Here is an 11,174-nt window from a genome sequence, read left to right as displayed (position 1 = left end):
CCGCCGAGTACGAAGCCACCTACTACCTCCAGAACCAGCCAAAACCGCTGGTCACAGCCACAACTTAGAGTCTCTACCGAACCCGGAACGATTCAACCTCCTCCCATGCTCCGCAGCCGTGAGAGTCGATCGCTCCCTGGCAAGACGACGCTCCCCGGGCGGAGCCCAGCCCCGCTGCTTGCCGAGTTTCCAAGCGTGCCAACGCTGGCGCCGCCAGAAGTGATGACCCACTGAGGTCAGACAGGGACATCGAGGACTCCTTCTTACCTCGCGTTTACCTGGTTCTTATACTTCGTGTAACGTGCGCCCATTCGATCTCCATTCGACCTCTAGGAAGACCGCCGATGAGCGCTCCGACGCCCCCCGCCGCCCCGCAATTCCCGCAGGGGCAGCCCATACCCGGGGCCGCGCCTGCGCCCGCTACCGCGCCCCCCAAGAAGAGCAAGCTGAAGAAGCTTCTCAGTGTCGTCGTCATGATCGTCGTCGCGGTGGTGGTGAAGCTCGGCATCGGTTACGTCTTCAACTCCCCGGTACACGCCGGTGTCGGAGACTGCGTCAAGGTCACCGGCGCCGAGAACAACCCCGACGTCGAGACCAAGGGCTGCGACGACAAGGACGCCAACTACAAGGTCGTCAAGGTCGTCGAGAACACCTTCGACATCAACTCCTGCACCGTCGGCGAGGCCGCGCTCGCGCAGGAGTGGGACGCCGACAAGTTCGTCCTCTGCCTGGACCCTTTGAAGAAGTAAGGCGCGTCGGGACGTTTCGCAGGCTGGGCGGCGGTCGGCTGCCCAGCCTGCGGAGCGGCCCCTCCTGCACGACCGATACGAGCAGTCGGCCCTGCAGGTCGCAGGTCCGGCCGCGCACCAAGTGGACCCCGTTCGTGCGCGTCGCGTGTCCACCTGGGCAAGCACGCCACCGAGCCAGGGTTCACGGCCGTCCTCGCGTACGCGGACGGACATCCGGTCGGCTCGGGCGCCGTGGCAGACCTGGCATGTACGCAGGCGGACGACTTTGGACACTCCCCAGCAGACCGCCAACACACGTGCAAGCCGGGCTTGCTGAGTCGGCTTGCCGGACGCCATCGCTTGCAGTGTGTGGAGGTCTTCAGCCAGCCTTGGCGATGATGCGATCCATCTCCTCCTGACCGAAAGCCCGCAGAGTCGTGGTACGGACGTTGCCCACTCCGCCGAGCTGCAGGAGTGTCGCGGTGGCGGTTTCGTCGTCGGGCGCCTCGACGACGACCACGAGGTCGTATGGACCGACGGTCCAGTAGATACTCAAAAGCTTCGCCCCGAGCTTCTGTGCCGCTGCGGCGAAGTCCTCGGCGCGTTTCGCAGTGTCCTTGTAGTTTCGGACCCCTTGATCGGTCCAGTTCAGCAACGTGACATACGTCGCCATCTTCTTTCACCTCCACGAGGAAACACATCGTGAGGATAATCCTGGACATCATGACTGAAGCCTGCACGAGGTGCGCACCCGAACGAGCTATACGAGCGCCTGGGTTTCCCCACTCCGGCGCGCCTGACCGGGCCTCGGGACGGAGGGTCCGGATCGGCAACCGGACGTCTCAGCAGGACGTCTCATCAAGGACATCGGGAGCTGACTGGAATCGCGCCTGCCAGGTGGTGCGCCCGGCGGGCATCCTTGCCCGGACCCTGCCGGCGTTCTGCTCCTGGCACTGCACCGGAACACGGCGTTGAAGGGGAGCGGCTGACTCCAACCCGCCTCAGCACTGCTGTCCAAGGAGGACTTCGCGATGTGGCCCAGCATCATTGCCGTGGTCGGCACACTGCTCGGGGGCGCGCTCACCGGGCTGCTTCAGATCAAGAGTGCGCGGATCGCTCAGAGTGCTGCCCGTGTTGACCAGAGGGAAGAAGCGCTGCGCAGGGCGCTGGGCGAATTGGTGGCCGCCCTGGGCGACCATCGGCGGGCTATGTGGCATCGAGAAGTCCTTCGTCTGGACGGCGCGAGCGAGGAAGCCGTCGAGGCAGCCCGCACGGCCTCCCGCGCCACGCGCTCGGCCGTAACCGGCCCACTGGTAGCGGTATCTGTCCTTGAACGATCCCTTGCTGAGCCGGCTCGTCAGGCTGCCCTGGCCGCGTTCAACCTGCGCGACGCCGCCAACCACACCGTCCTGGCCTCCCGCCGCGAGGCCGCCATCGCAGCAACCGACGAACTGGTCGCCGCTACCGGCCGAGCCATGGCCTGACTTCCCGGACGGTCGGGCGACGCGGCGCGGGCGCGATGGCCACGCCTGCGATGTTCTTCAGCAGGCGGACCTTCCTCTTGTCCAGGTGCCCGTACACCGTGGAGCGGGGCACGCCGAACAGGTTGGCGATCTGCTGGACGGGCCCGTTCGTCACCGAATCCGGCCGGGCTGCAAGGTCCGGCACTCAGCCGGCGGTCGTTGCCCGGCGATGCGGGGAGCGGTGGCGGCGGTAGTAGGAGATGGTGACGGCGGCGAGTAGCGGGCCCCAGAGGACCAATGGCTGGTAGAGGATGCCGACGACGAGGTTTCCGGTGTGCGTCATGTCATCGTGCGGGTATGTCCACCACCAGGGGACGTTGGCCCAGATCAGGGTCAGGGCCGCTGCGCCAAGGGCGGCAGGGACGACGGCGGCCATGGGACGGACTTTTCGCCCCCCGATCAGCGGTATCCAGCGCGGCACAATCTCGCCCCACGGTCGTACCAGACCGATCGTCAGGAAGGCGCCCAGCTCGCAGAGCACGCTGAGTGTCAGCATCCACACCTTCGCGCCGATCGTCTCGAAGCCCGCGAAGCCCGCGTCGCTGTAACCAGCCGGGCATCCGAGCACCAGGGCGATACGCCACAGTCCGCTCGGCAGCACCACCAGCGTGGTCAGATGGGCGGCCCGGACCGCCCAACGGGGCGGCTCTGCAACGGCAGTGACAGTGGAGAGGGCCGGGCGAATGCTCATGTGCCTCATCATCAAGCGCCGCCCAACGCGTGTCGTCAGCCTGCGCGGCCGACTCGGATGGTCGCGGGGTACGAGACCTGGACTGCGTGATCAGCCGCGCGGAGGAACCAGCGTCACACTCCGAGGCGATGTGCTCAGCCCGCCCCGACGACTGGATTCGGTGACAAACGGCCCCCGCCTCGCTCCTGAAGCGGTGCTCGGCATTTGAAGAAAGTGGAGCGCGAAGCGCCTGTAACGCCCGGCCACCCCGCTCACCGCAGCCCGGAGGCCCGCTGCACCGCTCAGCGAAGTTCCTCCGGGCACGGTGTGCCGGGCGAGAGCTGGTACGGCGCTGCCAGCCGGTACACCCCGGCGCGCGGCGCGAGCAGTTCCGTCCACTCGTCGCCGTCGGCGTCCTCATCCACCTTGATCAGGCAGCCGTTGGTGTTGACGAAGGTCCGCGGGCTGTCCTGGTCCGCGCGCTGCTTGGACGCCTCGGTCTCCTGCGGCCGCTCCACGCTCTTGCCCTCGTCGTCGACGAGGGCGAGCCAGCGCGAGTACGGAATCCGGATCAGCACCCGGCCCGCCCGCTTCACGTGGATGGTCATCTCGCCCGCACTGGCCCGGTTCACGGTCGCCGGCGGATCGGCCAGCGGCACCGGGCTGTCGACCTCGAAGAGCTGCCAGCTGGAGTCGGACCAGATCCTGCGCAGATACGGCTGCCCCTTCTGGACGAGCTCCGCCTCCTGCACCGCGCCGCTGGCGTCGGGCTCCCCCTCGGGGAGCACCACGTAGTGCACGGCCCAGCGGTCGAGCCACTGGCGGTAGTTCCCGGAGTTCAGGGTGTCGTCGTAGAAGAGCGGATTGCGCTCCATGTCCGCCTGCCGGTTCCAGCCGCGGGCCAGGTTGACGTACGACGCGAGTGCGGACGCCTCCCGGTGACTGCTCGCGGGCACGACCTCGACCCTGCCGCGCTCGGCGCCGACCTCCTGCAGCTCATTGACGAGCGGGGCCAGCTCGCGCGTCCAGGAGGCGGTGGGGGCGGTCCGGGCGATGTCGTCGACGCCCTTGAAGCCGATCCAGAAGTTCAGCCCGACGAACGCCAGGACCAGCGCGTACCAGCGCCGGGAGCGCGGCACCGCGTACGGCAGCGCGGCAAGCAGCACCACACCGGCGAACAGCATCGCCATCCGCGTCACGTTCGAGCCGATCTGCGAGTCGACCACATAGGTCAGCAGCGTCCCGACGCCGTACACGCCGGCTGCGGTACGGACCGTCTTCCAGTCGCGCGGTACAAGGACGAAGACGAGGACCGCGAAGAGGAACGGCAACGACAGGGTCGAGATGGACATCGGCTGCGTACCGGAGAACGGGAACAGCCACGCGGACAGCGCCACGACCGCGACCGGGGCCAGGCCCAGCGCGTACGCCCCGGGGCGCCGCTTGTTCAGGAACAGCGCTGCGGCGACCACACCCAGGAAGAGTCCGGCCACGGGGCTGCCCGCCGTCGCGAGCCCGGCCAGCGGGGCGGCGACGGCCGCCTTCGCCCACCGCTTGTACCGCCAGCGGTAGGGCCAGCAGAACACCGCGGCCACCGCACCCACCGCGAACATCATGCCGAGCCCGAACGTCACGCGTCCGGACAGCGCGTTGCACAGATACGCGAACACCCCGGCGAGCGAGCAGGCGAGCGGATTGCGGACGGCCCGCACCCGGACCAGGATCAGCGCGGTCAGCGCCGCCGACACGGTCCCGACGACCATCATCGTCGTACGGACACCGAGCACCGACATCACGTACGGCGACACGACGCTGTACGAGACGGGGTGCATGCCCCCGTACCAGGCGAGGTTGTACGCGGTACCCGGATGCCGGCCGACGAACTCGGCCCAGGCATCCTGCGCCGCGAGGTCGCCGCCGCTGTTCGCGAGGAAGAAGAACCAGAGGATGTGGGTGACCGCGGCGGCCGCCGTCGCGATGGTGACGGGGTGACGCAGCAGCCGCCGGGCGCGGGTCCGCCGTGGCACCTCGGCCCGGGGTTCGGGGGTACGCGGGGCCGGCAGCCGGACGCCCGTGTTCCCGCCACCGCTGCCGCTCGTCACGTCGCCTCGCACATCGCTGCTCCCGGCCGCTGCACGGCCGGATCTCGGCTCCGCGGTGGTCACTACGGTCTCTCCCCGTCTCCGCCGGCCCCGTACCCCTGCTCCCCGTACCCCTGTCCCCGTACTTCGCGCCCGTGCCCCCCATTCGGTACACGTGTGAGGACGCGGTCCGGCGCTCCCCGGTTGTCCGGGGACGCTAACACGTGCGAAACAGGGAAGGGGGTGCCGGGACCGGCACCCCCTTCCCCGAATAGCGTCAGCTGATGCGGGTCAGCTTCTGGCCGAAGCCGGGCTCCGCCAGATCGCTCTGCAGCGCCACCGCGACCGTCACCTGACTGGCTCCCTCACCGACGGTGAGCGTGCCCACATGGGTCCCGGCGGCCGCCGAGTGCGGGATCGTCCTCCCGTCGTCGGTCATTTCGATCCTGACCGTCAGACCGGGCCAGCCGACCGCCGACACGTCCTCGGTCGCGACGACCGGGACCGTACCTCCGAGACCGTCGGAGACGGTGCCGACGACATCGCCCTTCTTGATGACCTTCGCGTCCTCCAGCAGGTCCTGCGTCGCGATCATGACGTCCTTGCTGACCGCGTTGGCCGTGTCGATGATGGACGGCCCTTTGTGCTGGCCGAGGACGGCGCCGACGATCAGCTGGTCGGTGTCGCCGACCATCTTGTGGGCGGCGAAGAGCAGGTTGCCGCCGGCCTTGGTGGTGGAGCCGGTCTTGATGCCGAGCGAGCCGTTGAACGGAACGAGGTTGTTCCAGTTCCGCCACTCATGTCCCGAGGGGTCGGTCCACGACGGCAGCACGGTGATCGCCATCAACGCCGGGATCTCCACCAGCTTCTGGCCGAGCTTCACCTGGTCCTCGGCCGAACTGACCGTGGTCGCGTTGAGTCCGGACGGGTCCGTGTACGTGGTGTTCTTCATGCCGAGGGACTTGGCGGTGTCGTTCATCTTCTTGACGAACGCCTCCTCGGAACCGGCGTCCCAGCGCGCCAGCAGTCGCGCGATGTTGTTCGCGGACGGAATCATGATGGCCGAGAGGGCCTCCTGCTCGGTGAGCTTGTCGCCGACCTTCACGGTGTTGAGGGTCGACTCGCCCACCGAGTCCAGCTTGCCGTCCGACTCCGCCTTGGCGTCGACCGTGATGGACGGACCCGCCTTGCCCTTCTTCAAGGGGTGGTCCTTGAGGACGATGTACGCGGTCATCGCCTTGGCCACACTGCCGATCGGCACGGCCTTCTGCTCGCCGAACGAGTCCACCGTGCCGAGACCGGTCGCCGCCATGTAGCCCTGACCCTCGCTCGGCCACGGCAGCGACGGTTTCCCTCCCTCGAAGGTGTACGTCGGCTTCGCCGTCAGTTGCAGCTCGGGCGCCGGCAACGGGCGCACAGCCTGCGCGATCGCAAAGACGACCAGGAGGAGCAGGACCAGCGGGGTCCAGATCTTGACCCGGCGGACGGCCGTGCGGACCGGCGTCTCCGGGGGCGGGGGCGTGTTCGTCAGCTCGGCCAGCAGGTCGAGCGGCGGCCTGGGCGGCATCGGCTGCTGCCGGGTGCGCTCGGCGCCACTGAGCGAGGGAGCGGGGGCCGGGGCCGGGCTCGGCCGGGCGGCCGGGGTGCGTGCGGATCCAGTCGTCTCGGGCTTGCGAGGCGCCGGGGCGGGGCGTGCGTCGTCGCGGCGGAGCGGTACGAACTGGCTGGTGCGCTCGGCGGGGCTCTCGGGCTCCGGCTTCTCCTCGGGCTTCGCCGAGGGACGGGTGATCTTCAGCGCGGTCGTCGGCTGGTCGATCCGGTCGCGCCGGACCGCCTTGAAGACGGCCGTGGGCTGATCGATTCCGCGCTTGTCCGCAGTGGGCTCGGTGCCGTCGGTGTCACCGGTGTCGCCGGCGTCCTCGGCGGGGTCCACGACGTCGGCGTCGGCGCCCTTGGTCGCGTCGTCATCGGCGTCGTCAGCCGCCGCGGGCTCGCTGTCACCGGCGTTCTTGTTGCCCTCGGAGTCCGCGGCGTCCGCGGCGTCCGCGGCGTGGCTCTCCTCGCGCCCCTCGGAGACCCGGGTCTCGTCGGAGGCGTCACCGGAGACCGCAGGCTCGTCCTCGTCCGCGTCCTCGTGAGTCGTTGCGGCTGCGGCGTCATCGGACGCCGCAGGCTTGTCGGCGGCCTCGTCATCCGCATCGTGATCGGTGTCTGCGTCTGCTTCTGCGGCGTCGTCCGCCACTTCAGCCACATCCGCACTCGACGCAGCCGGTTCGTCCGCGGTCGCGTCGGCGGAGTCCGTCCCACTCTCCCCCACCTCATCCGCCGGCGGGGGCGTGTCGCTCTCCGCGACCGCCTCGGGCTTCGCAGCGTCGTCGGCGGCCTCGGGTTCCTCGGGTTCCCCGGCAGCAACGCCTGCGGCGTCGCCGTCACCCTCCCCCACCCACGCAGCCACCGCCGCACGCAGCCGCGCGTCGCCCTCCCCGGGCTCGGCGGACCCGGATGGCGTGGAGGTCGCCGCAGAGGCCTCAGAGCCGTTCTCCGTGCCCTCGGCGTCCGCGGCGCCCTCCGCGTCCTCGCCGCTCTCGACCGGCTTCGTACGGAAGACCGCCGTCGCCGTGCCCTGCTTGCCGCCGGACTCCGCCGGGGAGGCCGGTTCACGGAAGACGGCAAGCCGCGGATCGCGTTCGCTCCGAGCCGTTCCCGACGACTTCTGCTGCTCCGACTTGTCGGGGGACTCGCCCGCCACCGATGCCTCCTCCTGCGCTGCGGGGCCGCCCCCGCGCTGTCCGAACCATCTACCAGTGTCCTGTGTGAACCCTCGGTTGCGCTGCCAGACGAGAACGACATACCTACCGGTTCCCGTACGAAGCACCCAGGCGCTCTCGACAGACCAATGTGAGAGGGGTCACTCTGTCATTCATCCACGCGGGGAGGCATGGATGGGCAGGAGCCGCAGAACAATTCCGGAGGAGCTTCTGCTGCTCGCTCTGGACCCGACCACGGGTACCACAGCGCAGCCGCAGTCGCTCGACCTCGGCCTCGCCGGAGCTCAGCTAGTGGAGCTGGCTCTGGCAGGACGGATAGCCCCTGACGGGGATCGTATCGCCGTGGTGATGCCACGGCCGACAGGAGATCCGACTCTGGACTCCGCACTGGAACTGCTGCGCCGACGCGGCAGCCCGGTTCGGGCGGTCCACTGGATTGGCGGACCCCGGCTGGGGCTGCGCCAGATCTACCTCGCTCATCTGGAGCGGTGCGGCATGGTGCATGCCGTGGCGGGCCAGATGTGCGGAGTGCTGCCGACGACTCGCTACCAGGCGACGGACACGGCAATCAGCCGGGACATCAGAGCCAGGCTGGACAGTGCGATCCGCACCGGCGTTCCGCCGGACCCGCGGACCGCGGCGCTCGCCGCGCTGGCCCACGCGGTCGGACTCGGCAAGCACCTCTACCCCGGGAACGAGGGGCGCTCATCGCGCTCCCGGCTCCGGGACCTGATCAGGCACGACCCGATGGGCGGACTCGTGGCGCACGCCGTGATGGACGTCCAGAACGGGGCGATCGCCCAGCCGCGCCGCAACCAGGCGGCGGGAGGGCCGTTGCAACCGCAAGTGCAGTCGCAGTCCCGTCGCGACAGCATGGTGCACACCGCCGCCCACTAGGGCGGCACGCTGCACCAGCGCAACCGAAATACCGCCGCACCGACGTCCCCAAGACCCGGTTCGGGAGCCGCACCACGCGCGGGGCAGCCGGTCCACCGGCTGCCCCGCGCGCCTGCGTGTGGCCATTTCCCAGCGCAACTGGCCCCACGGGTGGCAATCTGCTGAGCAGTAGATACGCACAGCTACATAGCCGGAGGTGCCGTTTCCGTGCCGTCCAACGTCAATCCCACCGTCAGGCGACGCCGGTTGGGCCAGGAATTGCGCCGACTGCGCGAGCTCAAGGGCATGACGGCCGAGGAGGTGGCGGAGCGACTGCTGGTCTCGCAGTCGAAGATCAGCCGCCTGGAGAACGGCCGCCGTTCGATCAGCCAGCGCGATGTCCGCGATCTCTGCGGGGTGTACGAGGTCGAGGACCACCGGATCGTCGACTCGCTCATGCAGATGGCCAAGGAATCCCGCCAGCAGGGCTGGTGGCATGCCTTCGGCGACATCCCGTACAGCGTCTACATCGGCCTGGAGACCGACGCCGAGTCACTGCGGGTGTACGAACCGCAGGTGGTCCCCGGCCTGTTGCAGACCCGGAGTTACGCCGAGGCGCTGATCAACGGCGCGCTGCCGGAGGCGCCGCCGACCGACATCGACAAGCGCGTCAACGTCCGTGCGCGCCGCCAGGACCGGATCACCGCCCAGGAGGCGCCGCTGCGGCTCTGGGCGGTCGTCGACGAGGCGGCGCTGCGCCGGATGGTCGGCGGCAAGCAGGTCATGATCGAGCAGCTGGAACAGCTCGTGGAATTGTCGCACCTGCCCCATGTCACGGTGCAGGTACTACCGTTCGACATGGGTGCCCACCCGGGCATCAACGGGCAGTACGCCATTCTGGAATTCCCGGATGCCGCGGACTCCAGCGTCGTCTATATCGAGGGCGTCACCAGCGACCTCTATCTGGAGAAAGCCAATGATGTGCAGCGGTACAGCGTCATGTACGAGCACTTGCGGGCACAGGCACTGAACGTGGAGCAGACCCGGCACCACATCGCCGACATCGCGAAGTCGTACGCCCAGCTCAGCACCGACTGACCGGCTGAACCAGACATTCCGCAAAGTCCGGTATGCGGGAAAAGGGATGATGTTATGGGTGAGGCGACGGCACGGTACACCGTCGCCACATCAAAGCGGAAGACCAGCATGGAATATGCCATCCGGTCGAGTGAACGGCCCTCTCACCCAGCGATGTTGGCGAGTAGCGTCGATCACGCCAACAGATACGCAGTTGGCGCGACTCACACAACTCTCTGAATCCGAACCGGAGTGAACATGGCTATTCGTCAGGGTGCCACGGACAATTGGACGAAGTCGTCGTATTCCGGGGGTAACGGCGCTTGCGTCGAGGTCAAGTCCCCCCTCGTCCAGTCGATCGCGGTGCGCGACTCGAAGGCCCCCGAGGGTCCTTCGATCACCTTCGTGCCCGGTGCGTGGAACGCCTTCGTGTCCGACATCGCAAAGGGCTCCGTCGACGTCTGACCCATGCCCACCCACAGAATGCGGTGCGGCACCGAAACGGTGCCGCAGGAAGCCCTCTCGACCGGTCCGCCGTCCTGGCCGAGGGGGCCCACCGCCGGACGGACCGTTCAGCGCAGCTGATCCACGTACCTGTCCGTGCCGGGCACGGTCGGGATGAACGGCGCGACCAGCTCCACCCGCCCCAGACCTGATTCCGCAACCGCCGCGTCGAGCCCGGTGAAGTGCTCCGTCCAGCACTCCCGCGGGTCCTCCTGGAGGAACCAGAGCAGGGTGAGCCGGGTGTCGACGCCCTCGACCTGCTTCACATAGGTCATCCGGTCGCCCGGCAGCGGCGTGGGCCGGAAGACGGTCACCATCGCCGCCGGTGAGCCGCCGAGCCGCTTCGGCAGATGCCGGGAGCGCAGCCATTCCAGCAACTCCGCCCGCTGCCCAGCCCCTTCGGCGTCGATCACCTGGAGCATCAGTCCGCGGTACGGATGGTCGAGGGCGTGATAGTCCCGGGGCCCGGCGGCGCCGTCCCGGTAGACCGTCGCCTCGTGGCCCTGGAACGCGGTGAACACATGCGTGCGGTCCTGATAGACCCGGCCGTCCCGGTTCAGCCGCTTGTTGATCCCGACGGTCCACTTCATGTGGTCGTCGTAGCGCCCGTCCGTCACCCAGTACGTGGACAGATAGCACCCGGCGCCGACCGGCTGTGCGACCGCGGACTTCTCCGGGTAGCGCAGCTCCTGGAGCTCCCGGGTTGCCACCCAGCGCCGCCCCGCGAACATCCAGGGCATCGCCATCGCGCCTGCGTAGTAGTGATCGTTTTCGTACCAGTGGTTGTACGCGTACTCATGACCCGGGTGCGGTTCCACCATGGTGATCAGCGCGTGGCCGGGATGGACTCCGTACGGCCCCAGCGCGGCCAGTTCGGCGTACGTATCGCTGCGCGTCTCGTCACCCATGCCGTTCCCCTTCCGTACTCCGCTACGGCGTCCTACTCT

The 11,174-nt window shown here is 68.6% G+C and carries 11 protein-coding genes and 1 pseudogene; 5 read left to right on the top strand and 7 right to left on the bottom strand.

All coding sequences use genetic code 11. The features are described from left to right. The first annotated feature begins 344 nt into the window (after window positions 1–344). Entirely contained in the window at window positions 345–749 is a 405-nt protein-coding gene (locus tag ACWD6R_RS31595) for an LppU/SCO3897 family protein (protein WP_451821829.1), read from the top strand. 43 nt (window positions 750–792) lie between these two features. On the opposite strand, the pseudogene ACWD6R_RS31590 reads toward ACWD6R_RS31595, so the two are convergent. Then, window positions 793–885: pseudogene (locus ACWD6R_RS31590) on the bottom strand (acyl-CoA thioesterase II); the annotation flags it as partial. Between the two features lie 222 nt (window positions 886–1,107). Then, window positions 1,108–1,401, bottom strand: a complete 294-nt coding sequence (locus ACWD6R_RS31585) for a GYD domain-containing protein (RefSeq protein ID WP_451821828.1) — start codon at window positions 1,399–1,401, stop codon at window positions 1,108–1,110. Between the two features lie 358 nt (window positions 1,402–1,759). Here ACWD6R_RS31585 and ACWD6R_RS31580 point away from each other — a divergent pair, with 358 nt between their 5' ends. Next, window positions 1,760–2,212: a protein kilB gene (locus ACWD6R_RS31580; RefSeq protein WP_451821827.1), complete on the top strand. Its 453-nt coding sequence runs from the start codon at window positions 1,760–1,762 to the stop codon at window positions 2,210–2,212. Here ACWD6R_RS31580 and ACWD6R_RS31575 read toward each other — a convergent pair. From ACWD6R_RS31575 to ACWD6R_RS31560, 4 genes are all read right to left on the bottom strand, one after another. Then, on the bottom strand, window positions 2,190–2,366 hold the full coding sequence (locus ACWD6R_RS31575) for a hypothetical protein (RefSeq protein ID WP_451821826.1): 177 nt from the start codon (window positions 2,364–2,366) through the stop codon (window positions 2,190–2,192). The two genes, ACWD6R_RS31580 and ACWD6R_RS31575, sit on opposite strands and share 23 nt — an antisense overlap. A gap of 30 nt (window positions 2,367–2,396) precedes the next feature. Beyond that, the gene (locus ACWD6R_RS31570; RefSeq protein ID WP_451821825.1) at window positions 2,397–2,942 is read right to left on the bottom strand and encodes a hypothetical protein; all 546 of its coding nucleotides are present in this window, start codon (window positions 2,940–2,942) and stop codon (window positions 2,397–2,399) included. A 281-nt stretch (window positions 2,943–3,223) separates the two neighbouring features. Next, entirely contained in the window at window positions 3,224–5,086 is a 1,863-nt protein-coding gene (locus ACWD6R_RS31565) for an MFS transporter (RefSeq protein WP_451821824.1), read from the bottom strand. Between the two features lie 193 nt (window positions 5,087–5,279). After that, window positions 5,280–7,751: a D-alanyl-D-alanine carboxypeptidase gene (locus tag ACWD6R_RS31560; protein WP_451821823.1), complete on the bottom strand. Its 2,472-nt coding sequence runs from the start codon at window positions 7,749–7,751 to the stop codon at window positions 5,280–5,282. A 193-nt stretch (window positions 7,752–7,944) separates the two neighbouring features. On the opposite strand from ACWD6R_RS31560, the gene ACWD6R_RS31555 reads away from it, so the two are divergent. The 3 genes from ACWD6R_RS31555 to ACWD6R_RS31545 all read left to right on the top strand — a co-directional run bounded on the left by ACWD6R_RS31555 (window position 7,945) and on the right by ACWD6R_RS31545 (window position 10,188). Then, entirely contained in the window at window positions 7,945–8,667 is a 723-nt protein-coding gene (locus ACWD6R_RS31555) for a GOLPH3/VPS74 family protein (protein WP_451821822.1), read from the top strand. A 207-nt stretch (window positions 8,668–8,874) separates the two neighbouring features. Beyond that, on the top strand, window positions 8,875–9,744 hold the full coding sequence (locus ACWD6R_RS31550) for a helix-turn-helix domain-containing protein (protein WP_451821821.1): 870 nt from the start codon (window positions 8,875–8,877) through the stop codon (window positions 9,742–9,744). A gap of 237 nt (window positions 9,745–9,981) precedes the next feature. Further along, window positions 9,982–10,188, top strand: coding sequence for a DUF397 domain-containing protein (locus ACWD6R_RS31545; protein WP_266984619.1), 207 nt, complete (start codon window positions 9,982–9,984; stop codon window positions 10,186–10,188). Window positions 10,189–10,295: 107 nt separating this feature from the next. On the opposite strand, the gene ACWD6R_RS31540 is transcribed toward ACWD6R_RS31545, so the two are convergent. Next, window positions 10,296–11,135 carry a hypothetical protein gene (locus ACWD6R_RS31540; RefSeq protein ID WP_451821820.1) on the bottom strand — a complete coding sequence of 280 codons (840 nt, stop codon included), beginning with the start codon at window positions 11,133–11,135 and terminating at the stop codon, window positions 10,296–10,298. Window positions 11,136–11,174 lie beyond the last annotated feature (39 nt).

Source organism: Streptomyces sp. NPDC005151, from assembly GCF_053599875.1.
The sequence above is the reverse complement of the archived record's forward strand: the minus strand, read 5'-3'. Positions and strand labels throughout refer to the sequence as shown.

Bases quoted from the DNA above. Each gene is read 5' to 3' on its own strand.
- ACWD6R_RS31585 (WP_451821828.1), bottom strand. From the start codon at position 1,401: ATGGCGACGTATGTCACGTTGCTGAACTGGACCGATCAAGGGGTCCGA.
- ACWD6R_RS31545 (WP_266984619.1), top strand. From the start codon at position 9,982: ATGGCTATTCGTCAGGGTGCCACGGACAATTGGACGAAGTCGTCGTAT.
- ACWD6R_RS31540 (WP_451821820.1), bottom strand. From the start codon at position 11,135: ATGGGTGACGAGACGCGCAGCGATACGTACGCCGAACTGGCCGCGCTG.
- ACWD6R_RS31580 (WP_451821827.1), top strand. From the start codon at position 1,760: ATGTGGCCCAGCATCATTGCCGTGGTCGGCACACTGCTCGGGGGCGCG.
- ACWD6R_RS31555 (WP_451821822.1), top strand. From the start codon at position 7,945: ATGGGCAGGAGCCGCAGAACAATTCCGGAGGAGCTTCTGCTGCTCGCT.
- ACWD6R_RS31595 (WP_451821829.1), top strand. From the start codon at position 345: ATGAGCGCTCCGACGCCCCCCGCCGCCCCGCAATTCCCGCAGGGGCAG.
- ACWD6R_RS31570 (WP_451821825.1), bottom strand. From the start codon at position 2,942: ATGAGCATTCGCCCGGCCCTCTCCACTGTCACTGCCGTTGCAGAGCCG.